Below are 24,581 nucleotides of genomic sequence, written 5' to 3'. Positions count from 1 at the left end.
ATTGGTCCCACCTCAGCTTTTGACCGAGCCGGCGGTCATGCCCGCCAGGAAATAGCGTTGGGCAACCAGGTACAGCACCAGCAGGGGGAGGGAGCCGAGCACGCTCATCGCCATCATTTCATTCCATTCGAAAGCATGCTGGCCCATCAGCAACTGGATGCCGATCGGAACGGTTCTGAGATCCATCGACTTTGTCAGCGTTAGGGCGAAGAGAAATTCGTTCCACGCCAGCAGAAAGGTGTAAACCGCGGTGGCGACGATCCCGGGAATGGAGACGGGCACGATGACGCGCCAAAGTGCCGTCCAGCTCGAGCCGCCGTCGACAAGGACGGCCTCGTCCAATTCCTTCGGCAAGGTGTTGAGGTAGCCGGTCATCAGCAGGACCGCGTAAGGCAGCGTGAAGACCATATAGGTGAGGATCAGTGCCAGATATGTGTCGAAGATCCTGAAGGCGACGACCATGCCGAAATAGGGGATGAGAAGCGTGATCGGCGGAACGGTCTGGGTGCTGATGATGAAGATGTTCAAGGTGTTCTTGAAGCGGAACGAGTAGCGGCTGAATCCATAGGCGGTCAGGATGGCGATGACGAGGGTCAGGCAGGTGACGACGCCGGCGACGAAATAGCTGTTGATGAAGAACCGCACCTTCACCGGATCGTTGAAGATCGTCAGATAGGCGGCCACGGTGAAATCCTCCGGCAAAAGCCGCGGCGGAAGAGCGAAGATTTCCGTGTTCGATTTCAGCGAGCTGAAAAACATCCAGACGATCGGGAAGGTCGAAAAGATGAGGCCGACCGCCAGCCCGAGATAGGTCAAGATGGTCGGCAGAGCCGAGTTCTTCGAACGCTTTGCCATGGCGGTCACCTGCGCTGCTGGTGTTTGATGTAGAAGTAGGTGACGCTCATCGAAATGATGAGGATGATCATCGCACTCGCCGAAGCCAGCGAAAATTCATATTGGGAGAAGGCGAGCTTGTAGGTGAAGGTGGAGAGCACCTCCGTCGAATAGATCGGGCCGCCGCCCGTCGTCATCCAGACGAGCGGAAAAACCTGCATCGTCCAGATGAAGTCGAGAAGCGCGATGCTGATGATGATCGGCATCAGTTGCGGAATGGTGATGTACCAGAATTTTTCCAGTTCGTTGGCGCCGTCGATCCCGGCTGCCTCGTAGAGCTCCTTCGAAATGCCCTGCAGGCCGGCAAGCAGGCTGACCATATAGAGCGGATAACCCGCCCAGATGTTTGCAAAGGTCAGGGCGTGAATGGCGGTGTGGGTCGAGGAGAACCATTCGACTTTGAAGTTGATGATATGGAGCGCCATCAGCACGCTGTTGACGACGCCGTTCGGGTCGAGCAGCAAGCGCCAGATGATGGCGATGATGACGGCGGTGAACAGCCACGGCAGGATGAAGAGCACACGCAATATGCTCCTGATCAGCGGATCGACGCGGTTGGTGTTCAACAGCAGCGCGAAGGCCAGGCCGATGATGAAGTGGAAGACGACGCTCATGATCGTGAAATACATGGTCTGGCCGACCGACTGCCAGAAGACTGGATTTTCGAAGATGGTCAGGTAATTCTGGACGCCTGCGAATGCAGCGTCCTTTTTCATGATGGCGCCGTCCATCAATGAATATTTGAAGACCATCACCATCGGGAACAGCATCAGCAGAACAAGCAAAAAGGTCGCCGGCGACACGTAGAAATACGGCACCAGCTTCCTCAAGGTGCTGTAACGAAGCCTTCTTTTCCCTCGCGCTTTGACTTGCGCTGCCACCAGGGCCGGAGCGGAATGATTCATGAGCTGTGACTTCCCATTCTGCCGAGATTTGACGACTTGCGCCGGCAGCGCCACGTCGCGTTGCCGGCGATCTCGTGAAAGCGACGTGCTTTAGTCCTTTGTGTTATGCGTGTCGTTATCCCGGAACCGCTGCGCACTTCCGGGCGACATGCATCAGAACTTCGCGAGCCAGGCCTTCTCGGTATTGGCTGCCGCGTCCTTGGCCGACTGGCCGCCGTCGAACATTTTCTGAACTTCGACGTTCATGTCGCGCATTAGTTCTTCGGCAACCGGAAGGCCGACGAATTCGTTGGCAGGATAGCCGCTCTGGAAGATTTTGAAAGCTTCGGCGAAGATCGGGTCCGATGCCACGAAGTCCGGCTTGGCATGGACATTGCCGGGGAAGGCATTGGCAATCGACACCAGGCGGCCGTTGACGTCGGGGCTCATCAGGTATTCCACCAGCTTCCAGGCTTCTTCCTTGTGCTTGCTGCCCTCGCTGATGCCGATGCCCCAGGACGCATAGGGCATGCCGCGTTTGCCGGTATAGCCGTCGGTGGCCGGCAAGGCGGAGATGCCGAATTTGAGCTTCGGATTGCGCTCACGGATGAGATTCACGTGCGCGAGGGAATCGACCATCATGCCGACGCGGCCGTTGACGAATTCCTCGACCTTGTCCTGTTCCTTCTTGGCGAAAATGCCGGGAGAAATAACGCCTTCCTTGTTGAGGGATGCCAGATAGTCGAGCGTGCCGACGACGGCGTCATTTTCGAGGTCAGGCTTGCCGTCCTTCATCATCGAGGCGCCGGAGGCCCAGACCCAGGACATCACGTCGTTCTGGATTCCGCTCGGAGACTGCAGCGACAGCGGCAGAACCCAGCCATACTGGTTCTTTGACGCGTCGGTCATCTTCTTGGCGGCTTCGGCGAATTCCGTGCGCGTGGCCGGCAGCTTGTCGACACCCGACGCCTTGGCGATATCGAGGTTGACGAAAACGGGGTAGACGAAAGATGCCAGCGGGAACATCACGCTCTTGCCGTCGACCTTGACGATATCGGTGATCTGGCTCTTGTCGTATTTCGCCTTCTCCATCAATTCGTCCATGGAGGCGATCGCGCCCTGCTTGGAGAGCCCGTTGACCCAGGCGCCATCCAGGCCGACGACGTCGCTTAAGGTCCCGGAGGCGGCGCCGACGACGATCTGGTCACGGGTCGTGGCATAGGGACCGCTGACGAGCGTCACCTTGATGCCGGGATTTGCCGCCTCGAAATCGTTCATGATGCCGCGCAGCGCGCCGGAGGGCATTTCGGGTTCCCACCATTGAATGAACTCGATGGTGGTGTCGGCAAATGCCGAGCTGGCGCAAAGCGCCCACACCGCCACGGCAGCCCGCATGGTCACGCTGAATTTTCTGATATTCATCTGTGCCTCCCATAGATTTTCAGTGATCGATCCTCCTCAAGACCGTAGGCAAATTAGGTTCCCTGAGGCGCCTGTCTGTCAATGAAGAAATGCGGTGCAGAAAAAAATTGACGGCGGTATGGACGATGCCTGACTTTCTAAGCAACTGATAAGAAAGCGTATTATACGATATTGCGGCCGATGTTTTTTCGCAGAATTTGTATTGCTTGTGATGCATTTTTTCTTTACTTTCGTAAACAAATGAAAGTTTGCAACCGCCGGCATGGGAGGGGAATGGGCGGATGGAGGCGACTTTTTCGTGTTTAGAAAGGCAGCGCCGCCAATGCGATATCAATTGGATCCAGCGTGATCATCCCGTCGTTAAGGAACTGAATGGCCAAGAAGAGTTATAAATCGATGGATGATTTCGCGACCGCCTCTGGCGTGTCGCGTCCGACGCTGTCGAAATATTTCAATGATCCCTCGCAGATCAAGGAGGTGACCCGCAAGCGTATCGAGGCGGCTCTCAAGAAGTCGAATTTCGAGCCGAACCTGTTCGCGCGGCATCTCAACCGCAAACGGACCAGAAATATCGGGATCCTGGTCCCGACCATGTCGGATCCCTTCTATGTGCAGGTCGTGTCGCTGATCGAGCTGGAGTTGCGCGACAAGGGATTCTGGCCGGTCCAGATCTCGTCGCATACGCGGCCGGAGCTGGAGGCGGAGGCGGTGCGGACCTTGCTGTCGCTGAAGGTTGCCGGCGCGATCGTGGCGCCGCTCGGGGCCGGCTCACGCCGTTCCGCGCTGGAAAGACTGAAGGACGCCATCCCTGTCGTCTGCTTCGACAATCCGGCCAGCGGCGATCTTCCCTATGTCGGCAACGACAACGCCCAAAGCATGGCAGCCATTGTGCAATATCTCTGCCGGTCCGGTGAGCCGCCGATATTCCTGGAAATTCCGCATCTGACGGAAAACGCCGGCGAGCGGCAGGCCAGCTACCGTGCGACGATGGCAAGGGAAGGGCATGCACCGCTGGTCATCGATTGCGAGGCGCCGCCGTCCTGGGAGTTCGAGCGCCTGGGATACGAGCAGATGCAGAGAATTCTTGCGCGTGGCGGCCTGCCCGGCAAAACCCTGCTCTGCGCCAACGACCGCTTCGCTTTCGGCGCCATGGCGGCGGCCTTCGCTTCCGGCCTGAAAATCGGCCGCGGCGACGGCTGCGATGTGCGCATCGCCGGGCACGACGATCACCCGCTCAGCCGATATACCTGCCCGTCGCTGACGACGATGGCCCAGAACGCGCCGGAGATCGCTGCCAAATCCGTTGAGCTTCTGCTGTCTCATATCGAAAGCGAAGACGAGGGGACGACCCCTTCAACGAACAGGGTCATCCTGGAGGCAACACTGGTGATGCGCGACTCGGCTTGAGGCCGGGTGCCGGTTACGGTTCAACGCGTGAGCGCCGGGTCCATCGTGCGCCATGCCGTTGCAATGGCGTCGAGCGCCTCCTGCGCCTCGGGAATGGCCCGTCTCTTCGAGACGAAGCCATGGATCTGTCCGGGCCAGGTCCGGCTTGTCGCCCGGGCTTCCGAATTGAGCCGCTCGGCATAAAGCGCGCCTTCGTCGAACAGCACGTCGTGGCCGGCAAGGATCACGAAGGCCGGCGCCACGCCGGCGAGCGATGCCGCGCGAAGCGGCGAGGCCCGCCAGTCGGAGCGGCTTGCCGTCACCGGCAGATAGTGATCCCGGAACCATCGCATCGCCGCTGCCGTCAGGCCGAAACCCTCTGCATAGCGCATGTAGCTGTCGCTTGCCTGCAACTGGTCGGTCACCGGATAGATCAGCACCTGCCCGATGACATCAGGCACCTCTCCGTCCCGCGCCAAAAGGGCGATGACGGCGGCGAGATTTCCGCCGGCACTATCGCCGCCAACGATAATTCGTGCCGGATCGATGCCGAGGGCGTCTGCCTGATCCCTCATCCAGATGAGCGTGGCTGCGCAATCTTCGATCGCTGCCGGAAAGGGATGCTCCGGGGCGAGGCGATAGTCGGGCGAGATCACGATGGCGCCAATCTTATTGGCAAGCGTCCGGCAGATGTCCTCATGGGTTTCCGGCGCGCCGATCACAAAGCCGCCGCCATGGAGATAAAGCAAGGCGGGGGCCTGCTCGCGCGGCGCCGTGCAGCCGCGCCATATCTTCACTCGGATTGCGCCGGCATGCTTCTCCGATACCTCGGCCACATCCTCGAGCGGCCACTGGATGTCTGCGAAACCGTCCAGATATTGTTGCCGCGCCAGCGCCGGCGTGCAGTTTTCCACCGGCTCCTGCGGATCGCCAGGCCACGCCAGTGCGCGTCTTGCGGATTCATCCAGCTGCGTCATGCGAGCAGGCTCCTTGCTTCGTCTTCCCGCAATTCGCTCGGCTGGGCGACAGTATCCGGAATGGTCTGAGCGACACCGGTTTCACCTGCCCGCAGGATTGCTTCCATGACGTCGAGCACATGCAGCGCGAGATCCCCCGAAGCGCGCGGCGTCCGGCCCTCGATGATGGCGCGGGCGAGATCGGCAAGGCCAAGCATGCGATAGTTGGCACGATCAGGTGCTGCGATCGGCCAGTTGACGGCGCCGAAGAGTGCGCCTGACGTATCGGTTTCCTGCCACGGCGCACCACGGCTGGAGAGCGCGATAAGGCCGCCGAAATTGTCGGGGTCCGGCAGGCGCAGCGAACCTTCGGTGCCGTGCAGTTCGATCGGATGGTTGGAGTGGCGGAAGACGTCCCAGGAGGTGCCGAAGGTCACGGTGGCGCCGCAATCAAACTCCAGCAGCGAAAGCACGCTGGTCGGTGTGCCGACTTTGAACGTGGTGCCCTGTTTCGGCCCTTCGGCGGTGATGAGCCGCTCCTCCTGCCCGCTTGTGGCGACGGCCTGCACCCGGCGGATTGGCCCCATGAGATTGACCATCATCGTCAGGTAATAGGGGCCCATGTCCATCACCGGGCCTGCGCCGGCCTGGTAGTAGAAGCTGGGGTCCGGATGCCAATGCTCCATGCCGCGGCCCATCATGAAGGCCGTTCCGGTTACCGGCCGGCCGATGGCGCCGGCTTCCATCTGCCGCCGGGCATGGCGTCCGGCCGCCCCCAGGAAGGTGTCCGGCGCCGAACCGAGCATGAGGCCGCTTTCGGCAGCCGCGCTCACCAACAGGCGGCCTTCCGCGGCCGTGACGCCGAGCGGCTTTTCGGTGAAGACATGTTTGCCCGCCGACAGCGCCCGCATCGAGACGTCGAAATGGGCAGCCGGGATCGTCAGGTTGAGGATCAGGTCGATGTTCCTGTCGTCGATGAGGGCGTCGACGTCGGCCGCCCGCAGATTGAACTCGGCCGCGCGGCGCTTGGCGGCGTCCGCATTAAGATCCGCACAGGCGGTGATTTCGACGCCGCGAAACAGCGACGCGTTGCGCATATAGGCGAGCGAAATGCTGCCGCATCCCACAACACCGATCCTGAGTGTCTGTGTCATTGAAAACCTGACCTTGCCGTTCCCTGCCCGCAGAGCCGCGGATGCACGTTGAATTCGCGAGGAATAAATTATGTTGACGCACGCTAACATTTTCCCCTACGAAATGACAAGACGTTGGGAGGCGTCGCAATTCCCCGAGGGAAGCGCCCCTTCTCGAAGAATGCTTTCGGCAATGCCGGATACCAGGTGCCGCGATGATCGCCGGCGCGGAGGCTCCGGCTTCGATATCGACTGTCACCAAAGAATAGGTCAGGACCAAGATATGCACGATGCTGCGCTGAAGATCGGCTGCCAGACATTCACCTGGGAGATGCTGGGCAAGGGGTGGAGCGGCGGGCCGGACGATCTGGTGCGCGCCATCGCCGATGGCGGATATGCCGGTCTCGAAATCACCGACACGATGATCGGTCACTACGCGCTCAAGCCCAGCGACTTTGCCCGGACTCTTGCGGAGGCCGGTTTAACGCTGGTTTCCTTTGCCTTCGGCTCGGCCAGCGGCTTCACGGTGACGGAAAAGCTCGCCTCCGATCTGGAGACGGCCCGGCGATGGGTGGATTTCGCGGCGAATTTTCCCGGTGCGATGGTCTCGATGGGATCGGCCACGGTCGTTTCGGATGGCCCGCGTGAGAAGAAGTTCGCCATCGCGGCGGAGTGCTATAATCGCGCGACCGAGATCGGACGGTCGGCCGGCGTCGCCGTTGCCGTCCACCCTTCCTCGCACCACAATACGCTGCTCTTCACCCGCGACGACTATGACCGGCTGTTTGCCCTCCTCGACCCACGCGTGGGTTGGGTGCCGGATACCGGCCATATCCTGCGTGGCGGCCAGGAGATCGGCGAGACGCTTTCGGCCTATCGTGACCGCATCCGCTACGTGCATCTGAAGGATGTCGACGCCGGGGGGATTTGGGCGATGCTCGGCGAAGGCGTCTGCGACGTGCCCGCCGTGATTTCGGCCGTTCGGGCGGCGCCGGAGTTCACCGGCTGGATCGTGGTGGAGGAAGAGTCGGACCATGCCGGAACCGATCCGGCCGCGGCCGTTCGCAAGAATCGCGAGACGCTTCGAGGGCTGGGGTTTTAGGCGACTTCGTGTCCCCGGCCTCGGCCGAAAACCTTTCGCGCGCGCCCAAACTTTTCTCAGCTGGGAGGCTGCCTGCCCGTCACGCGTAGCGCACCTCCACGCCGAGCTTGTCCAGCCGGTTGCGGATGCTGTGCGGCATGTTGCTGTCGGTGATGATCAGATCGACGCGCGACAGCGAGAAGGCTTTGGAGGAGGCGCCGATGTCGAACTTGCTCGAATCCGCCACCAGCACAACGCGCCGGGCCATACGAACCAGGTTGCGCTTGGTCCGCGCAATATCCTCGGAGACATCGACGACGTCGAAGGCCTGATCGATCGCGTGGGCGCTGACAAAGGCCTGGTGGGCGACGAGCCCGCCGACCGCCTTGTCGGAATCCGAAACGATCGTGCTGACGGTGCTGGGAAACACCCGGCCGCCGATCATGTGCACGTCGAGCCCCGGCCGGTACATCAGATGCTGGGCGATGTTCATCGCCGTCGTCGCCACCACGACGTTGTTGACCGGCGGCATCTGCATGGCCACCTGCAGCAGTGTCGAGCCGCTGTCGAAGACGATCGACTGGTTGTCGATGATCTGCCGCGCGGCCATCTGGGCAATGCGCCGCTTCGCATCGAAATTGCGCTGCATGCGCTCCTCGAAGGCTGCGGCCGGCGAGTCGGACGGCAGGGCGATTGCCCCGCCATGCGTTTTGATCAGCTGCTTCTTCGCGTCCATGATTTCGAGATCGGAGCGGATCGTGACTTCCGAAACCTCGAAGAATTCCGCGAGCTGGCGGGTGCGGGCCTGACCGACCCGTTGAAGTTCCAGCATGATCTGCTGCCGCCTCTGTTCTGCAAGCATGTGCGATCCCGGCTGCCGCGCGCCTCGTTGCGATAAGGCGACTTTTGAAAAACGAAAGACAGCCGTCTGATGGCGCGGCCTGTGCCCCACAAATAGCCCTAACGGGCAAAAAATGCACGTAAAAAATTCTCTTTCCGCGTGAAAACGAAAGAATTCGAAATATTGAACATTTGTTTGTTTTCGAGTTAGGATTTTCTCAACAACGACGCCGGCACTCGCAACGCCGCAATCGCAAAGGAAACATCGCCATGGGTCTCGGAACCAAAGTCCGCCTCGCACGCCTGTTCTCGAACCCATCGGGGCATCTGTTCGGGGGCGCGGTCGATCATTTTGTCGGTTACGGCAATGTTCGTGAGGGCGGGCTTGCCGATCTGCCGGGCGCGCTGAGACGCGTCATGGCGGGTGGCCCCGACTACATCAGCATCCAGCCCGGCGCTGCGCGTCACCTCTGGTCGGATTATGCCGGAAAGGCGGCCCTCGTCATTCAGGGCGGCTGCTTCACCGCTGACGACAGGATTCGCCAGCTCATTGCCACCCCGGAAGACGCGGTGCGTTATGGTGCGGACGCTCTGGCCGTCGCCATTCCGGTGCGCGGCGCCACCGAGGGAGAGTATATCCGCTGGCTGACCGATACGGTCAACGCCGCCGCCCGCTACGAGATGCCGGTCGTTGCCCATGTCTATCCCCGTGATTTCTCCGACGGCGGCAAGATCGTCTTCACCCCGGATGAAATCGCCTATGCGGTGCGCATCGGTTTCGAAGCCGGCGTCGACGTGATCAAGGTCGGCTATACCGGAGATTTCGAATCCTTCCGCGAGACCGTCGCGACCTGCCCGGTCCCGGTGGTGATTGCTGGCGGCCCGAAGACCGATACGCTGCTTGGCGCGCTCGTCCAGACATCGGAAGCCTTGCGCGCCGGCGCCAAAGGCGCGGTCGTCGGCCGCAACCTCTGGGGCCACGGCGATACGACGATGGCCGCACGCGCCTTCAAATTCGTCATTCATAAAGGCATGGCGCCGGAGGAGGCGCTGGCGGCTGCCGGCGCTTGAGACGTGTCGCGCCCGCTCCAGGTTCTGGGCTTCGGCGCCCTTGCCATCGATGACATCATCTATGTCGATCGGGGGCTTTCGGCCGGCAAGGGAAAGGTGACCAAGCGGGCCATGGACCATGGCGGCAACGTGGCGACGGCCCTTGTCGCTGTCGCCAGGCTTGGTGGGCGCGCCGGCTTCATCGGCTGGCTTGGCGAGGATCCCGTAGCCGATCCGGCCGGCACCGAGCTCGAGCGCGAGGGCGTCGACATATCCCTGGCGCCGCGCCATGCCGCTGCCGCGCCGATCCGCTCGGTGATCACCGTCGGTCCTGACGGCGACCGGTTCATAGCCTATGACGACGATGTGCTGCACGGGACGTCGGATGCACTGCCCGACGATGTTTTGATGCAGGCCCCGGTCCTGCTGATCGATGGCTATGCCGTACACTCGGAAAGGGTGGTGGCACGGGCGCGCGCGCTTGGCCTTGCCGTGATAGCCGATATCGAATGGACGGTCGGTGCCGAGACGGACCGGCTCCTCGCCTGCGCCGACCATCTGGTGCTGCCGCTCGCTTTCGCCAGGGAGTATACCGGTGAAGGTGATCCGGCGACCATTCTGGAGAAGCTCTGGTCAGCGGAGCGGTCCGCTGTCGTGCTGACCGATGGCGAACGAGGGACCTGCCTCCGCCAGAAAGGCGATCCCACCCGGTGGCATTTGCCGGCCTATCAGGTTCAAGCGGTGGACACGACCGGCGCCGGCGACTGCTTTCACGGCGCCTATGCTCTTGCCCTTGCCGAGGGAAAGAGCCCGCTTGATTGCGTAGCCTATGCCACAGCGGCTGCCGCCATTTCCGTGACCGCGCGGGGAGGGCGCAGGGGCCTGCCGGACAACCGGACCTGCCTGGCATGGATGGCAGGGGAAAATGCACCGGCGCCGCGCCCGATGCCGGGATGTCACGATTAGCGCGCCGTTGATAGGTGTCGACCTTGTTGGCCGCCCGAGCGGAACCACACGCCGATCGTAGGGTTTGAAAGAGCCTTCAACAGCTGCCGTACCGGCTATAAAAATTACGCGCGTAAAAAAATATTAGCGCGCAAATAAATTGAATTAATGCGAACAATTTCAAAATGATATGCTGACACATAGATAACGTATGGCGAAATCACCTCGATTCTTCTGTTGACTTTAAAGCTCAGGCCTGAGCCTTCTTATCGAAAGGATCGGAGGTGGCGGGGAGCGCCGGTCGAAGACGTGAGCGGATTGATACGGGAGGATGAGACGTGGCTGTGGTTGTACTGGACAAAATCTGCAAGACCTACGGAAACAGCTACCATGCGATCAAGGATCTGAGCCTGACGATTCATGACGGCGAGTTTCTGATTCTGGTCGGTCCGTCCGGATGCGGAAAATCGACCGCGCTCCGCATGATTGCCGGCCTTGAGGAGATCAGCAGCGGAACCTTGAGCATCGGCGGTCAGGACGTCGTCGATCTTGCGCCCAAGGACCGGGACATTGCCATGGTCTTTCAGAGCTATGCTCTTTATCCGCACATGACCGTGTTCGACAACATCGCCTTTTCGATGAAGCTGGCGGGAAAGAGCAAGGCCGAGCGAACCAAGCGCGTGCACGAGATTGCCAAGATCCTGCAGCTGGAAACCCTGCTCGGCAACAAGCCCGCCCAGCTTTCCGGCGGCCAGCGCCAGCGTGTCGCGATGGGGCGCGCCATGGTCCGTGAGCCCGCGGCATTCCTGATGGACGAACCGCTCTCCAACCTCGATGCCAAGCTGCGTGTTCAGATGCGCGCCGAAATCGCAAGCCTGCAGCGACAATTGGGGGTGACGACGATCTACGTGACGCACGACCAGACCGAAGCCCTGACCATGGGCGACCGTGTCGCCGTGCTGAAGGGCGGCGTGCTTCAGCAGGTGGACACGCCCAAGGCCCTATATCACCGCCCGGTCAATGCCTTCGTCGCCGGCTTCATCGGCTCGCCGTCGATGAACCTTTTCGAGGGGCGTCTGGAGGGTATGCGAATCCATTTGCCGGGTTTTTCCATCCCCTTGTCCGACGGCGTCTTCGAGCGGGCGCCCGGTCTTTCCGCCTTCGAGGGAAAGGCATTGATCTTCGGCGTTCGGCCCGAGGATCTCTATGACAGCCAGCTGCCCTCCGGAGCCTCCTATCCGACGATCCCGGTTGTCGTGAAGTCGATCGAGGAGCTTGGCTCCGAGTTGATCGTGCATTTGAAGATTGACGCGGTTCGGATCGACTCGGGCGACCCCGATGCCGTCGAAGACTTGAGCGGTGCCGCCAACGCCGTTGCCCGCTTCGAAGCTGTCAGCACGGTCGAAACAGGCCAATCGATCAATCTGGCAATCGACCCGGCGAAACTTCATTTTTTCCATCCTCAAACACACATGGCTTTGAACTGACGAGGCAGAGCCGGCAGGCGGGTGATGTCGGGGTTGATTTCCAGAGAGCGATGCCATTCGGCGCCGAAACCGGCGTTCATCTTCAACATTCGATCCAGAGGGCTTATCGATGCCAGCAAAACAGGAACGGCGCCTCCGCATCGGCGTACTGGGAGCCGGCCAGATTGCCCAGGCCGCGCACTTCGAGAGCTGCACGAAGGCTATGAATGCCGATCTCTATGCGATTTGCGACGTCGCCGAGGATCTGCGCGAACGAATGGCGATCACCCATGGGGTCGGTAAAACCTATAACGACTACGACAGGATGCTGGCCGATCCCGACCTCGATGCGGTGATCATCGCCACCGCCGATGCCTTTCACGTCCCGGCCTCCATCCGCGCCCTTCAGGCGGGCAAGCATGTGCTGTGCGAGAAACCCGTCGGGGTCACCGTCGAGGAATGCCTTGAATTGAAGGCTGAAGTCGAGAAGTCGGGAAAGGTGTTTCAGGTCGGGCATATGAAGCGTTTCGACGCCGGGCTCCAGGCGGCGAAATCCTTCATCCGCGACGAGATGGGCGAGATGGTTGCTTTGAAGGCATGGTATTGCGACAGCACCCACCGCTATCCGATGACCGATGCGGTCCAGCCGCTGATCGTTGCCAGCGCCAATGCGCGAAAACCCGCCGCCAATCCGAAAGCCGACCTGCGCCGCTACTACATGCTGGCGCATGGTTGCCACCTGATCGACACGGCGCGTTATTTTGCCGGCGACATCGTTTCCGTCACCGCGCGGCTGAGTGAGCGAGCCGGTATCTGGTGCTGGTTCGTCGACGTGGAGTTTGCCTCCGGCACGCTCGGTCACCTCGATCTCACTGTGCAGGTGCGCATGGACTGGCACGAAGGTTTCCAGATCTATGGCAGGAACGGCAGCATTTTGGGCAAGACCTATAACCCGTGGTACTACAAAACCAGTGAGGTCGACATTTTCCGGGAAGCCGATGGCGCGACCCATCGCGTTCTCGGCGCCGACGGCCATTTCTATCGTCGTCAGGTCGAAGGCTTCGCCCGCACCATCCTGGATGGCGCAGTGATGGAAGGCGCCGACATCGATGATGGCCTGGCCTCCGTACGGGCCATGGTCGCCGTCGCGCGCTCCGTCGAAACCGGCAAGGCGGTCGCGCTGGCCGACGTGACGGGTGGCGTGTGATGAAGCTCGGCATCTTCGCAAAGACCTTCGAGGGAACGGAACCCTCGACCGTCCTCAATGCGGTCGCCCGGGCCGGCTTCGCCGCAGCACAATACAACATGGCCTGCTCGGGCCTGCCGCCGATGCCGGAGACGATTTCCGAGGCCCAGGCGCGCGCAGTCAGCGAGGCGTCTCTCAAAAGTGGTGTCGAGATCGTCGCCGTTTCCGGCACCTACAATATGATCCATCCCGATCCCGCCCTGCGCCAAGCCGGCCTTCGCAACCTGGCGACGCTGGCCGCGCGCTGCGCCGGCATGTCGACCGCCCTGATCACGCTCTGCACCGGTACACGCGACCCCATCGACCAGTGGAAAGCGCACGCCGACAATGACACGCCGGAGGCCTGGCGCGATCTTCTCGAAGCCATGGAGGCGGCCATCGAGATCGCCGAGCGCTATAATGTGGATCTGGCCATCGAGCCTGAGCTTGCCAATGTCGTCAACTCGGCTGAGAAAGCCCATCGGCTGATCGCAGCGCTCAATAGCCCCCGCGTCAAGATCGTCCTCGATCCGGCCAATCTTTTCGAGGTCGCAACGTTGGATGAGCAGCGGCGCATCGTTTCCTCAGCCATCGATCTTCTCGCCGATCGGATCGTCATGGCGCATGCGAAAGACCGCAATCCCGACGGCAGTTTCGCGACCGCCGGCAAGGGCGTCCTCGATTACGCGCATTATCTCGGCCGTCTCAAGGCAACCGGCTTTGGCGGCAGTCTCGTCACGCACGGTCTTTCGGCCTCGGAGGCGGCCAATGTGGCGTCCTTCCTGAAAAGGGCCCTCGACGGCGACGGCGCAGGGAGAGGACGATGAGACGGGCTGAACCGTTCGAAACCAGCGACGGAACCATTCTCAATGTCGATATGGCGGGCGAGGGCGCGTCGGCAATATTCCAGCACGGCCTCTGCGGAGACGCGGCGCAGACAGACGAAGTCTTTCCGTGCGAAACCGGATATCGCCGGGTTACGATCGAAGCCCGCGGCCACGGGCGTTCTCGGGCCGGCAATGTCGAGCGGTTGTCGATTTCGGCCTTCTGCGATGATATTGCCGCTTATATCGAGAAAAACCTTGCGGCGCCGGTCGTGATCGGCGGTATCTCGATGGGGGCCGCGATCGCCTTGCGTGTCGCCGTCAAACGGCCCGATCTCGTCAAGGCACTGATCCTGGCAAGGCCCGCCTGGCTGACGGCATCGGCGCCGGACAATATGGCGCCCAATGCCGAAGTCGGGCGGCTTCTGAAAACCCTGCCACTGGGCGAGGCAAAGCAGGCATTCCTTGCCGGGCCGGTCGGCGTGCGGCTCGCCGCCGAGGCGCCGGACAATCTCGCCTCGCTTGCCGGGTTTTTCTCCCGCACGCCTCTGGATGTGACCGCCGAACTGCTGACCAGGATCTCCAGCGACGGCCCTGACGTCACCGACGCGGAGGTCGGCAATCTCGCCCTGCCGGTGCTCGTCATCGGTCATGATCGCGACAGCATCCACCCTCTCGGGCATGCGCGTGCGCTTGCCGCGCAGATTGCCGGCGCGCGTTTCGTGCAGATCACGCCGAAAACGGAGAGCCGTCCGCAATATGTTGCCGACTTCAGGCTTGCCGTCGGCAATTTTCTAAAGGAGCTCTGAAACAATGCCTGTCCCCTCCAAGACCTGGATCGCCGATCTTCCGAAGGATCGATTGATTGCCGAATTCTCCGTCTGGTCGGCCGATCTCATGCGTCTCGCCGATGATCTCGCGCGTGTCGATCCTCACGTCGACATCCTCCACATCGATGTCGCCGACGGCCATTTTGCGCCGGCGATGTTGTTTTTCCCTGATCTCGTCGCCGGTGTGCGCAAAGCCTCCGCGCGCCCGATCCATGTTCACTTGATGGTTGCCGACAGCATTATCCTGTCGCAGATCGAGCAGTTCGCCGATGCCGGCAGCGACCTGATCAGTCTTCATGTCGAAAACGAAAGCGTCGCCGACCAGGCTCTCGATCTTCTCGATCGCCGCGGTGTCGCAGCCGGCATGGTTCTCAAGGTCGATACCCCCGTCGAGCGGATCGAGACATATGTGTCCCGGCTGCGTTTTGTGACGCTGCTCGGCACGGCGATCGGCGTCAAAGGTCAGGGCCTCGACGAGAAGGCCGGCACCCGGCTTCAACAGGCAAAGCAGATCATCGCCGGCTGCGGTGCGGCCGATCGGATCGTGCTGGCGGCCGATGGCGGCATTCGCGAGCATACTGTGCCTCTGCTTCGCCAGTCCGGTGCGGAAACGGTCGTTCTCGGTTCCCTGGCTTTCAATGCGCCGTCGCTCGATGAGCGGATGGCATGGATGCGCGCACTCTAACCGGCGGTCTTCACATGCAGCAGGTTGCCATTGGCATAGACCTCGGCGGAACGCAGGTGCGCGCCGCCCTTGTCGACGAGCAAGGCAGGATCCTGATGCGATTGGCCGAGCCAACGGATGCGCTGGCCGGCCCCGACCGGGTGCTCGCCCAGATTTGCGGCCTCGCCGATCGGCTGCTTGCGGCATCGAAGACTGCTTCGATCGTGGGCGTCGGCGTATCCGCCCCAGGCCCGCTCGATACGGTTGCCGGTGTTGCGACCGATATCCCGACCCTTTCCGGCTTCGTCGATTTTCCGCTGAAGGCGGAGTTGCAGAAGCGGTTTCCGTTTCCGGTCGATCTCGAAAACGACGCCATTGCCGCTGCGATCGGCGAGTGGCAGTTCGGCATCGGCAAGGGGCTTGATAACCTCGTCTATGTCACGGTGAGCACCGGGATCGGCGGCGGCGTTATCTCGGACGGTCGCGTGGTGCGCGGCCGCAAGGGCATGGCAGCCCATGTCGGCCACATGTCGGTCATGCCGAACGGAGACCTCTGCCCTTGCGGCAACAGGGGCTGTTTCGAGGCCTATGGATCCGGACCGGCTTTTGCTCGGCGCGCCCAAATGCGGGCGATGGAAAGCCGGGAGACGATGTTGGGCAGCAACGGCGGCGCCATCGACAGCCGCGGCGTTTTTGCGGCAGCCAGAAATGGCGATCGGCTCGCCAATCAACTGGTCGACGAGGAAGCGGAAATTCTCGGACGCGGCTTCACCAGCCTGATCCACATCTTCAGTCCCGATATCATCGTCATGGGGGGAGGGCTCTCCCACGAGTTCGACCGTCTGCAACCGGGCATTCAAGCCTATATCGGCCAATGGGCGATGCCGGCATTCAAGGATGTCAAGGTGATGCTGGCGGCATTGGATCAGAACTCGGGCCTTGTCGGCGCGGCGGCGCTGGCGTTCCTAGCGGGGAAGGTCGCTCCGATCGATCATCTTTAGAGAACACTCGGATCCTGTGCGCGCAGAGAGGCTGCTCCGTCAGGGCGGTGGCGCGGTACTTTCCCTGAGGATCAGTTCGACCGGCCACAATTCATGGACCTCATCCGCGGCACGTCCGGCAATGAGCTGTAGCGTTAACTCGGCACAGCGCGTGCCCGCAGCACGCATCGAGGATCGCGTTGTCGAAAGCGACGGCACCATGTTTTCGGCCGTCAGATAAGGGAAGACGTCGTCATGGGCGATGACCGACACATCCTGTCCCACCCTCATCCCGAGCGAACGGACGGCGCGGTAAACACCAAGCGCCGTCATCGTGGAGCCCGCGACGATGGCGGTCGGCGCATTCGCTCTCTCGAGGAAGGAGCGGGCATGGCGAAAGCCGCTTTCGTCGGAGAATTTATCGCAGACCATCAGGTTGGGATCGGCAGTCAGCCCACGCTCCTGATGGGCCAGCCGAAAACCCTGTTCGCGATGGATCGAATAGGTCTTGCCCCTGAGGCCGTTGATCATGGCGATGCGCCGGTGCCCGAGGTCGAGCAGGTGTTCGGTGGACCTGCGCACCGCATTTTCATTATCGATATCGAGCCAGGCGTGAACGTGTTCGGTCTCCGAGCGGCCGTGAACCAGGAACGGCAAGCCCAGGCTGCTGAGCAGCTCAATCCGCGGGTCCTTGGGACGAGGCGAATGAATGATCATCGCATCCACCCGGCGGCTTTCGACTAGGCGCCGGTAGGCCTGCATTTCGTCGTCGTCATTGTCCGCGGTAATCGGCGTGATGAGAATGTCGGTATCGGCAGTTTCCAGGCGTTGCGCCATGCCCGACATGAATTCGGCGAAATGGATTTCTCCCGACCGCGCCATCATGACGCCGATCGCCCCGGCTCTCCCGGTCTTTAGCCGCACGGCATTGATGTCGGGGCGATAGCCAAGCCGCATTGCTTCGCTTGCAACCCGCGCACGCGTGGCTTCGCTCACCTCTGGGTAGCCGCTGAGCGCACGGCTGACCGTCGTCGGAGAAAGTCCAAGCTGCTTTGCAAATTCACGAAGTTTCATCGGATGTCTTCTTTGTCCAGGCAATCAATGGACGATGCGTTGGCGATGCGCAACCGCCACCTATCCAATCAGATAATAATTGAAATCGATTTCAAATAAATCCGCTTGGAGCGTGGCCCTTGGGCGCCTAAAACTTTCTCTTAAGCTGTATTTTGCACCAAAATCACCGATATGTGCAACGGTGAAGTGCTCATTTAGCGGGTTGACGCCGTCCATGCCTTCTGCAATGTTCTGTTGGCCAAATCGATTTCAATTTCTGGGAGGAGATCATGAAAAAGTTTGCTTCAGGCCTGTCCGCGCTCGGCGTCGCCATTGCGGTCGCCGGCCCGATCCACGCCGCTGAAATTTCATTTGCCGCCAACACCACGGGAAAAAACGTCGAATTCCTCAACAAGCAGCTGGGGATTTTCGAGAAGGAGACCGGCAATCAGGTCAAGCTCGTTACCATGCCGTCATCGAGCAGCGAGCAGTTCTCACAATATCGCCTGTGGCTTGCCGCCGGAAACAAGGACATCGACGTCTATCAGACCGACGTCATCTGGGCGCCGCAGCTTGCCGACCAGTTCATCGATCTGAAGGAAGCCACCAAGGACGTCGCCGGTCAGTTTTTCCCGTCGATCATCGCCTCGCAGACGGTCAACGGCCGGCTCGTGGCGCTGCCGCTGTTTACCGACGCTCCGGCGCTGTTTTACCGGAAGGACCTGCTTGAGAAATACGGCAAGCAGCCGCCGAAGACCTGGGACGAGATGGCCGCGACCGCCAAGGAGGTTCAGGATAAGGAACGCCAGGCAGGACAGAAGGACCTCTGGGGCTACGTCTTCCAGGGCAATTCCTATGAAGGGCTGACCTGCAACGCGCTGGAATGGGTGAAGTCATCGGGCGGCGGCCAGATCGTCGAGCCGGACGGGACGATCTCGATCAACAATGGGAAGGCGGCGGCTGCGCTTGAACGCGCCAAGGGCTGGATCGGCACGATCTCACCCCCAGGCGTGCTCGCCTATCAGGAAGAAGAATCGCGCGGCGTCTGGCAGACCGGCAACGCCGTCTTCATGCGCAACTGGCCCTATGCCTATTCTCTCGGCAATGGCGCCGACAGTGCCGTGAAGGGCAAGTTCGACGTCATGACGCTGCCGGTTGCGGCGGCCGGCGACAAGCCGTCCTCGACGCTTGGCGGTTGGAACCTGGCGGTTTCGAAATATTCCGAAAAGCAGGAAGCAGCCATTGCGCTGGTAAAATTCCTGGCGTCGAAGGACGTCCAAAAGGCGCGCGCCATCGAGCTGTCCAACTTGCCGACGCTGAGCGACCTCTATGACGACAAGGATGTTGCCGCCGCGCAGCCCTTCATGCCGAACTGGAAACCCATCTTCCAGGATGCCGTGCCACGTCCGTCGGCGACCGCCAAGGTCAAGTACAACGAAGTGTCTTCGAAGTTCTGGACCGCGGTGCACAATACGCTGTCCGGTAGCGGCTCGGCTGCTGAGAACCTCGAGCTTCTCGAAGCCGACCTCACCACCCTCAAGGGCGACGCCTGGTAAGATTCCGGCCGGCGGCTGTGAAGCCGCCGGCCCGGTTTCGGACGAGCGAACGGGGAGAGGTGTTTCATGACTGAAATCGTAGTTTCGCAAGCAGTTGAACCCAGGATATCCAATCTCAGAGCCTCCACGGAGCTGCGATCCGAGCGTGTTCGGTCGGCGTGGATGTTTCTGGCACCGACGCTGCTGATCCTGGCGATCGTCGCCGGATGGCCGCTGTTCAGAACGATCTATTTCAGCTTTACCAATGCGTCGCTCAACGACCTCGGCAACGCGCAATTCGTCGGCTTTTCCAATTATCTGTCGTGGGTGACGCTGAAGAGCGGAAAGACCGTCTATCGCGGGCTGCTTGCCGATCCGGTCTGGTGGAAAGCCGTCTGGAACACGGCCAAATTCACCATGCTTTCGGTCACGATCGAGACCGTGCTCGGATTGATCGTCGCCCTGGTGCTGAACGCACGCTTCGTCGGGCGTGGCGTTGTTCGGGCCGCGATCCTCATTCCCTGGGCGATCCCGACGATCGTCTCGGCCAAGATGTGGGCCTGGATGCTCAACGACCAGTTCGGCATCCTGAACGACATCCTGCTTGGCTTCGGGCTTATCACTGAGAAGATCGCCTGGACCGCCAATCCGGAGACGGCGATGATCGCCGTGCTGATCGTCGACGTCTGGAAGACGACGCCCTTCATGGCGCTTCTGATCCTTGCCGGGCTGCAGATGGTTCCGGGAGACATCTACGAGGCGGCCAAGATCGATGGCGTCAATCCGATAAAAGTTTTCTGGCGTCTGACGCTGCCGCTGATCCGGCCGGCCATCATGGTTGCCGTGATCTTCCGGATGCTCGATGCGATGCGCATATTCGATCTGATCTATGTGCTAACGCCCAACAATGCGCAGACGAAAACCATGTCCGTCATGGCGCGCGAGAACCTGTTCGACTTCGACAAGTTCGCTTACGGCGCGACCGCCTCGACGGTGCTTTTCCTGATCATTGCCTCCGTCACCATCCTTTATATCTGGCTCGGCCGCGTCAGGCTCGGCGGGGAGGAACGCTGATGATGCTGTCGCTCACCAAGAACACGCTCTTCTACCTGCTCGTCACGGTCATCGTCGTCATTGCGGTCTTTCCGTTCTACTATGCGATCCTCACGAGCTTGAAGACCGGCACGGCCCTTTTCCAAGTCGATTATTGGCCGACCTCGATCTCGTTCGGCAACTATTTTTCCGTGATGGGGCAGGGTGGGTTCGTCCGCAGCCTCGCGAATTCCGCAATGATTGCCTGTGTCGTGGTTTCGGCGTCGCTGTTGCTCTCGATCACCGCTTCCTTCGCCTTGGCACGGGTGCACTTCCGCGGGCGGGCGCTGCTGATGCTGACCATCCTTTCGGTGTCGATGTTTCCGCAGATTGCCGTCCTTGCCGGCCTGTTCGAGCTCATTCGCTGGATCGGCATCTTCAACACGCCCTTCGCGCTGATCTTTTCCTACATGATCTTCACGCTGCCGTTCACCGTCTGGGTGCTGACCACCTTCATGCGCGAGTTGCCGATCGAGATCGAGGAGGCGGCGATCGTCGATGGCGCCTCGCCATGGGTCATCGTCACCCAGGTGTTCATGCCTCTGATGTGGCCGGCGCTGGTGACAACAGGGCTGCTCGCCTTCATTACCGCGTGGAACGAGTTCCTTTTCGCGCTGACCTTCACATCGTCGGATACGCAGAGAACCGTCCCGGTCGCCATCGCCCTGCTTTCGGGCAACAGCGAGTTCGAGATCCCGTGGGGCAACATCATGGCGGCTTCGGTGATCGTCACCGTGCCGGTGGTCGTGCTCGTTTTGATATTCCAGCGCCGGATCATTTCGGGGCTGACCGCCGGCGGCGTCAAGGGTTGAGGGAGTAAGACATGGCAGAGATCCGACTGGAGAATATCCGCAAGAGCTTCGGCGCTTTCGAGGTGATCAAGGGCGTAACGATGGACATCCGCCGCGGCGAGTTCATGGTGTTCGTGGGCCCGTCGGGATGCGGCAAGTCCACGCTGCTCAGGCTTATCTCCGGCCTCGAGGACATTACGTCGGGAACCCTCGCTTTCGACAACGTGATGGTGAACCGGCACGCGCCCTCGAAGAGAGGGATCGCCATGGTGTTCCAGTCCTACGCGCTCTATCCGCATATGACTGTTTTCGACAATATGGCTTTCGGCATGAAACTGTCCGGGCGCACCAGAGACGAATGCCGCAAGCGCGTTGAGCAGGCGGCCGGCATGCTGCAGCTCTCATCTTATCTGGAGCGTCTGCCGCGGCAGCTTTCCGGTGGCCAGCGTCAGCGCGTCGCAATCGGCCGGGCGATCGTCCGCGATCCGAAGGTCTTTCTCTTCGACGAGCCGCTGTCCAATCTCGATGCGGCGCTGCGCGTGGCGACGAGGCTGGAAATCGCCAAGCTTCATCGCAGCATGCACAATACGACGATGATCTATGTGACGCATGATCAGGTCGAGGCCATGACGCTGGCGGATCGGATCTGTGTGTTGCGGGACGGCGTCGTCGAGCAGATCGGTACGCCGCTGGAACTTTACGAAAGCCCGAATTCGCTCTTCGTTGCCGGCTTCATCGGCTCGCCGAAAATGAACTTCCTGTCGGGCGAGCTGGCAGACCCCTATGGCAGCCATACGATCGGTGTGCGCGCAGAGCATGTTCGCATCGCCCCAGAGGCGCCGGTTTGGAGCGGCACGGTCGTCCATTCGGAAATCCTCGGCTCCGACAGCTTCGTCTATGTGGATATCGGAACGGACGAGCCGCTCATCGTGCGCGAGGCCGGCGTCTCTCGCCACGAGCCGGGCCAGATGCTTGGCCTTGCCCCGCTTGCCGGCCATGTCCACCGTTTCGACCGTTCGGGCCGGGCGCTCGAGCGGCAATCCATGCAGGCTGCCTGACCTTCCCAGGATCGACGTTCCTCCCAAGGCTCGATCCGTTTTTAACGACAAGGAGAAAATGATGACCATTCGCACTATTGTGTGGGGTGAAAACATCCACGAGAATACCAATGAGATCGTCCGCGGCATCTATCCCGAGGGCATGCACACGGCGATCGCCAATGCGCTGAATGCCGACCCCGCCATCTCGGCGACGACCGCGACGCTGCAGGAGCCGGAACACGGGCTGAGCGAAGCCCGGCTTGCCGAAACCGACGTGCTGACCTGGTGGGGCCACAAGGATCATGGCGCGGTCTCCGACGTCGTTGTCGAGCGCGTCGCCAGGCGGGTGTGGGAAGGCATGGGCCTGCTGGTGCTGCACTCAGGCCATTTCGCGAAAATCTTTAAACGGCTGATGGGCACGCCCTGCGCGCTGAAATGGCGCGAGGCGGGCGAGCGCGAGCGGCTGTGGACGATCAACCCGCGCCATSCGATCGCCGCCGGCATCGGCGAGCATTTCGAGCTCGAAAACGAGGAAATGTAYGGTGAGCAGTTCTCGGTGCCGGARCCGCTGGAAACGGTGTTCATCTCCTGGTTCCAGGGCGGCGAAGTRTTCCGCTCGGGCCTGACCTGGCGGCGCGGCGCCGGCAACATCTTCTATTTCCGCCCCGGCCACGAGACCTATCCGACCTATCACGACGCCACCATCCAGAAGGTGCTGATCAACGGCGTCAAGTGGGCCTATAACCCTGAAGCAGCGTTGACGAGTATTACCGACGCCCCAAATGTGCCGGTAGAAAAGGCCCTGGAGCCGATCGTCGAACGCGGCCCGAAACTGCACCAGGCCGGCGAAGCCGGTTACCGCTGAGAGATGAGACGCTGTGGGCGCGGACGGCCCGCTCGGCCCCGCAAGGCGCCGCGATGATCTCGCGGCCGCTCACGCTTTGATGGATAACCATGAGGATAAAAAGAATGCGCTTGATCATTCTCGGTACCGGAGGATGGGCAAACACCCATGCCATGCATTTTTCGGAAATCGCCGGCGTCAAAATTGTTGCTGCCGTCGATACGGACGAGGTCCGGCTGCGGGCCTTCGCGCTCAGGCATGCTATCCCGTTGACGTTCACGTCGCTCGATGACGCCCTTGCCTGGGGTGAGTTTGACGCGGTGACCAATGTCACGCCGGATCGCGCGCATTATTCGACGACGATGAAGTTACTCGGCGCCGGCAAGCATGTGCTCTGCGAGAAGCCGCTGGCGGTCAACTACCGAGAGGCCAAGGAGATGGCCGACGCCGCGGCGGCCTCCGGCAAGGTCACGATGGTAAACCTGACCTATCGCAATGTGGCGCCGCTGCAAGCCGCCCGCAAGATGGTGCTGGGCGGGCGTCTCGGCGCGATCCGCCACTTCGAAGCGTCCTATCTTCAGAGCTGGCTGGTTTCGAAGGCCTGGGGCGACTGGACCAAGGAATCGCAATGGCTCTGGCGGCTCTCGACAAAACACGGTTCCAATGGGGTGCTGGGCGATGTCGGTATCCACATTCTCGACTTCGCGGTTTTTGCCGCAGGAAGCGACGTCAAGGCGGCCGCATCGCATCTCAAGGTGTTCGACAAGAGCCCCGGAAACCGGATCGGCGAGTATGATCTCGATGCAAACGATAGTTTCCTGATGATGGCCGAACTCGAAAACGGCGCGGCCGGCGTCATTCATGCGACGCGCTGGGCGACCGGCCATCTCAACGAATTGCGGCTGCGTCTGCACGGAGACAAGGGCGCGCTGGAGGTGTTGCATACGCCTGAAGGTTCGACCCTTAGGGCCTGTGAAGGCGCGGATGCCGACAAGGCGATCTGGCGCACGATCGAGGTCGAACCGGTCATCACGAACTTCCAGCGATTTGCAAACGCCGTGCAAAAGGGGCAGCCGGATGAGCCAGGCTTCGGCCACGCGGCCAAGCTGCAATTCGTCCTCGATCACGCCGTGAAGACGGCGGGCGCTCTGACTGAGCTTTAGACAAAGACGCTTCGGTTCAGGGCGGCTTCTGCAGATTGCTCGGTTCGTCAGATGTGCCGGTTCAACTCGTCCTCGCTCACGCCGAAGTGGTCGAGGATGATGCCGACGTTGCGGCGGTGAGACTTGAAATAGACGTCGAAAATATCGCCGATCAGCGGAACCGTGCCGCAGGCGGCGTCGACGCCGAGATTGACCGCCATGCGGGCGAGCTTGTGGGCGGGAAGGCCGAGCCGCCTTGCCTCGTCGATGATGAAAAGCCCGACCAGCGATCCGGCAATGTCGCCCACCGCCGGGATAAGGCCGAGAACCGAGTCCGCACCGATCCGTACACCGACGACCGGCAATCGGACCGCCGTATCCATCAGACGGGCTATGCCGGCAGCGCGCCGAATTCGCCCGAGCTCGGCAGAGGTGAGGTATGTCGTTTTGCCCGTGTCCATGGCCGTGAAACGCCGCAAAACCGATAAGGTTCGGCGCCGCGCG

25 protein-coding genes are annotated in these 24,581 nt (G+C 61.2%); 16 read left to right on the top strand and 9 right to left on the bottom strand.

From position 1 onward, the window contains the following. Positions 1-12: 12 nt before the first annotated feature. From BBJ66_RS15955 to BBJ66_RS15945, 3 genes are all read right to left on the bottom strand, one after another. On the bottom strand, positions 13-855 hold the full coding sequence (locus tag BBJ66_RS15955; protein WP_049731109.1) for a carbohydrate ABC transporter permease: 843 nt from the start codon (positions 853-855) through the stop codon (positions 13-15). Between the two features lie 5 nt (positions 856-860). Continuing rightward, positions 861-1,799 (bottom strand): carbohydrate ABC transporter permease, encoded by a 939-nt coding sequence (locus tag BBJ66_RS15950; RefSeq protein ID WP_071088244.1) that lies wholly within the window; start codon positions 1,797-1,799, stop codon positions 861-863. 153 nt (positions 1,800-1,952) lie between these two features. Further along, a complete protein-coding gene (locus tag BBJ66_RS15945; protein WP_071088242.1) occupies positions 1,953-3,200 on the bottom strand; it encodes an ABC transporter substrate-binding protein in 1,248 nt (415 codons plus the stop codon). Positions 3,201-3,572: 372 nt separating this feature from the next. Here BBJ66_RS15945 and BBJ66_RS15940 point away from each other — a divergent pair, with 372 nt between their 5' ends. Then, the gene (locus BBJ66_RS15940; RefSeq protein ID WP_071088240.1) at positions 3,573-4,607 is read left to right on the top strand and encodes a LacI family DNA-binding transcriptional regulator; all 1,035 of its coding nucleotides are present in this window, start codon (positions 3,573-3,575) and stop codon (positions 4,605-4,607) included. Positions 4,608-4,627: 20 nt separating this feature from the next. On the opposite strand, the gene BBJ66_RS15935 is transcribed toward BBJ66_RS15940, so the two are convergent. Both BBJ66_RS15935 and BBJ66_RS15930 read right to left on the bottom strand, forming a co-directional pair. Further along, positions 4,628-5,563: an alpha/beta hydrolase gene (locus tag BBJ66_RS15935; RefSeq protein WP_071088238.1), complete on the bottom strand. Its 936-nt coding sequence runs from the start codon at positions 5,561-5,563 to the stop codon at positions 4,628-4,630. Further along, positions 5,560-6,696 carry a Gfo/Idh/MocA family protein gene (locus BBJ66_RS15930; protein WP_071088236.1) on the bottom strand — a complete coding sequence of 379 codons (1,137 nt, stop codon included), beginning with the start codon at positions 6,694-6,696 and terminating at the stop codon, positions 5,560-5,562. Before BBJ66_RS15930 ends, BBJ66_RS15935 begins: the two co-directional genes overlap by 4 nt. A gap of 262 nt (positions 6,697-6,958) precedes the next feature. Here BBJ66_RS15930 and BBJ66_RS15925 point away from each other — a divergent pair, with 262 nt between their 5' ends. Continuing rightward, the gene (locus BBJ66_RS15925) at positions 6,959-7,777 is read left to right on the top strand and encodes a sugar phosphate isomerase/epimerase family protein (protein WP_071088304.1); all 819 of its coding nucleotides are present in this window, start codon (positions 6,959-6,961) and stop codon (positions 7,775-7,777) included. Between the two features lie 79 nt (positions 7,778-7,856). On the opposite strand, the gene BBJ66_RS15920 is transcribed toward BBJ66_RS15925, so the two are convergent. Next, positions 7,857-8,618 carry a DeoR/GlpR family DNA-binding transcription regulator gene (locus BBJ66_RS15920; RefSeq protein ID WP_049731115.1) on the bottom strand — a complete coding sequence of 254 codons (762 nt, stop codon included), beginning with the start codon at positions 8,616-8,618 and terminating at the stop codon, positions 7,857-7,859. Positions 8,619-8,866: 248 nt separating this feature from the next. Between BBJ66_RS15920 and BBJ66_RS15915 the strand changes: the two genes are divergently transcribed. The 8 genes from BBJ66_RS15915 (at position 8,867) to BBJ66_RS15880 (ending at position 16,601) form a co-directional block, all read left to right on the top strand. Further along, positions 8,867-9,667, top strand: a complete 801-nt coding sequence (locus BBJ66_RS15915; protein WP_049731116.1) for a class I fructose-bisphosphate aldolase — start codon at positions 8,867-8,869, stop codon at positions 9,665-9,667. A 3-nt stretch (positions 9,668-9,670) separates the two neighbouring features. Beyond that, entirely contained in the window at positions 9,671-10,612 is a 942-nt protein-coding gene (locus BBJ66_RS15910; protein ID WP_071088234.1) for a PfkB family carbohydrate kinase, read from the top strand. A gap of 317 nt (positions 10,613-10,929) precedes the next feature. Beyond that, the gene (locus tag BBJ66_RS15905; RefSeq protein ID WP_071088232.1) at positions 10,930-12,078 is read left to right on the top strand and encodes an ABC transporter ATP-binding protein; all 1,149 of its coding nucleotides are present in this window, start codon (positions 10,930-10,932) and stop codon (positions 12,076-12,078) included. 109 nt (positions 12,079-12,187) lie between these two features. Further along, entirely contained in the window at positions 12,188-13,264 is a 1,077-nt protein-coding gene (locus BBJ66_RS15900) for a Gfo/Idh/MocA family protein (protein WP_071088230.1), read from the top strand. Continuing rightward, positions 13,264-14,109, top strand: coding sequence for a sugar phosphate isomerase/epimerase family protein (locus tag BBJ66_RS15895; protein ID WP_071088229.1), 846 nt, complete (start codon positions 13,264-13,266; stop codon positions 14,107-14,109). Before BBJ66_RS15900 ends, BBJ66_RS15895 begins: the two co-directional genes overlap by 1 nt. Continuing rightward, positions 14,106-14,915 (top strand): alpha/beta fold hydrolase, encoded by an 810-nt coding sequence (locus tag BBJ66_RS15890; protein WP_071088227.1) that lies wholly within the window; start codon positions 14,106-14,108, stop codon positions 14,913-14,915. The genes BBJ66_RS15895 and BBJ66_RS15890 overlap by 4 nt, the downstream gene beginning before the upstream one ends. 4 nt (positions 14,916-14,919) lie before the next feature. After that, positions 14,920-15,621: a ribulose-phosphate 3-epimerase gene (locus BBJ66_RS15885; protein ID WP_071088225.1), complete on the top strand. Its 702-nt coding sequence runs from the start codon at positions 14,920-14,922 to the stop codon at positions 15,619-15,621. Positions 15,622-15,635: 14 nt separating this feature from the next. After that, a complete protein-coding gene (locus BBJ66_RS15880) occupies positions 15,636-16,601 on the top strand; it encodes an ROK family protein (protein WP_071088223.1) in 966 nt (321 codons plus the stop codon). A 39-nt stretch (positions 16,602-16,640) separates the two neighbouring features. On the opposite strand, the gene BBJ66_RS15875 is transcribed toward BBJ66_RS15880, so the two are convergent. Together BBJ66_RS15875 and BBJ66_RS34750 are read right to left on the bottom strand one after the other, a co-directional pair. Continuing rightward, positions 16,641-17,654, bottom strand: coding sequence for a substrate-binding domain-containing protein (locus tag BBJ66_RS15875; protein ID WP_071088222.1), 1,014 nt, complete (start codon positions 17,652-17,654; stop codon positions 16,641-16,643). A 60-nt stretch (positions 17,655-17,714) separates the two neighbouring features. Beyond that, positions 17,715-17,870: a hypothetical protein gene (locus BBJ66_RS34750; RefSeq protein ID WP_161492677.1), complete on the bottom strand. Its 156-nt coding sequence runs from the start codon at positions 17,868-17,870 to the stop codon at positions 17,715-17,717. Between the two features lie 53 nt (positions 17,871-17,923). Here BBJ66_RS34750 and BBJ66_RS15870 point away from each other — a divergent pair, with 53 nt between their 5' ends. The 6 genes from BBJ66_RS15870 to BBJ66_RS15845 all read left to right on the top strand — a co-directional run bounded on the left by BBJ66_RS15870 (position 17,924) and on the right by BBJ66_RS15845 (position 24,098). Further along, complete coding sequence (locus tag BBJ66_RS15870) at positions 17,924-19,189, top strand: ABC transporter substrate-binding protein (RefSeq protein ID WP_071088220.1); 1,266 nt, start codon at positions 17,924-17,926, stop codon at positions 19,187-19,189. 66 nt (positions 19,190-19,255) lie between these two features. Next, the gene (locus tag BBJ66_RS15865; protein ID WP_071088218.1) at positions 19,256-20,242 is read left to right on the top strand and encodes a carbohydrate ABC transporter permease; all 987 of its coding nucleotides are present in this window, start codon (positions 19,256-19,258) and stop codon (positions 20,240-20,242) included. Then, a complete protein-coding gene (locus tag BBJ66_RS15860; RefSeq protein WP_049731127.1) occupies positions 20,242-21,072 on the top strand; it encodes a carbohydrate ABC transporter permease in 831 nt (276 codons plus the stop codon). Before BBJ66_RS15865 ends, BBJ66_RS15860 begins: the two co-directional genes overlap by 1 nt. A gap of 11 nt (positions 21,073-21,083) precedes the next feature. Beyond that, positions 21,084-22,109, top strand: a complete 1,026-nt coding sequence (locus BBJ66_RS15855) for an ABC transporter ATP-binding protein (protein ID WP_071088216.1) — start codon at positions 21,084-21,086, stop codon at positions 22,107-22,109. 61 nt (positions 22,110-22,170) lie between these two features. Beyond that, a complete protein-coding gene (locus BBJ66_RS15850; RefSeq protein ID WP_071088215.1) occupies positions 22,171-22,956 on the top strand; it encodes a ThuA domain-containing protein in 786 nt (261 codons plus the stop codon). A gap of 104 nt (positions 22,957-23,060) precedes the next feature. After that, positions 23,061-24,098 (top strand): Gfo/Idh/MocA family protein, encoded by a 1,038-nt coding sequence (locus BBJ66_RS15845; protein WP_071088213.1) that lies wholly within the window; start codon positions 23,061-23,063, stop codon positions 24,096-24,098. Positions 24,099-24,145: 47 nt separating this feature from the next. Here BBJ66_RS15845 and BBJ66_RS15840 read toward each other — a convergent pair whose 3' ends face one another. Continuing rightward, positions 24,146-24,538 (bottom strand): DUF4112 domain-containing protein, encoded by a 393-nt coding sequence (locus BBJ66_RS15840; RefSeq protein ID WP_049734915.1) that lies wholly within the window; start codon positions 24,536-24,538, stop codon positions 24,146-24,148. Between the last annotated feature and the right edge of the window lie 43 nt (positions 24,539-24,581).

Source organism: Rhizobium sp. RSm-3 (assembly GCF_001854685.1).
Lineage (GTDB): Bacteria > Pseudomonadota > Alphaproteobacteria > Rhizobiales > Rhizobiaceae > Rhizobium > Rhizobium ecuadorense.
This window is presented reverse-complemented; position numbering and strand designations above follow the sequence as displayed.